Source organism: Streptomyces sodiiphilus (assembly GCF_039529215.1).
In the GTDB taxonomy this organism is placed as follows: Bacteria; Actinomycetota; Actinomycetes; order Streptomycetales; family Streptomycetaceae; genus Streptomyces; species Streptomyces sodiiphilus.
In genome coordinates, this window is the sequence record NZ_BAAAMJ010000091.1 from 1 (window position 1) to 522 (window position 522).

Annotated in this window: 1 protein-coding gene; it reads right to left on the bottom strand. The window is 68.4% G+C overall.

Features of this window, described 5'->3' with window-relative positions; all coding sequences use genetic code 11:
• Positions 1-465: transposase family protein (locus ABD299_RS24725; RefSeq protein WP_344266961.1), on the bottom strand; the 465-nt coding region annotated here is incomplete at its 3' end.
• Between the last annotated feature and the right edge of the window lie 57 nt (positions 466-522).

Consider the following 522-nt stretch of genomic DNA (forward strand, 5'->3'; position numbering starts at 1 on the left):
CCGGACATCGTGGACGGCACCGGGCAGCGCTGGTGAGGCCCATAGCAGCCGGCCGAAGGGATCGGCCAGGATCTGCACGTTCATCCCGTGCCTCTTGTGCTTTCCCGAGTAGAAGGGCCGGTCCGCAGCGATCCGGTCGATCGATACCAGCGTCCCGTCCAGCAGCACGAACGCCTTCCTCGATGCCGTGCGGACCGCCTCGGCCAGGGTCGGGGCGAGAGCGGCCAGGACCTCGACAGCCTCCGTGATGTACCGGTACGCGGTCGTGGTTCCGATACCGAACCCGGCCGCGAGCTGGGCGTATGGATGCCCGTTGCGCAAGTGGGCGAGCACCAGCAGGGCCTGCCGGCCGGAGCTCAGGCGCCGCCAGCGCGAACCGATCGCCGCGCGGCGTGCGGCGAGGTGGCGGGCGAGGTAGCGCAGGTGCGAACTGGACAGGTCCAGCCCGGACGGGTAGACAAGCACGACGAAGCTCCTGGTCGAGCGAGTGATCTTGGTCGTGAACTCATCTACCAGGAGCTT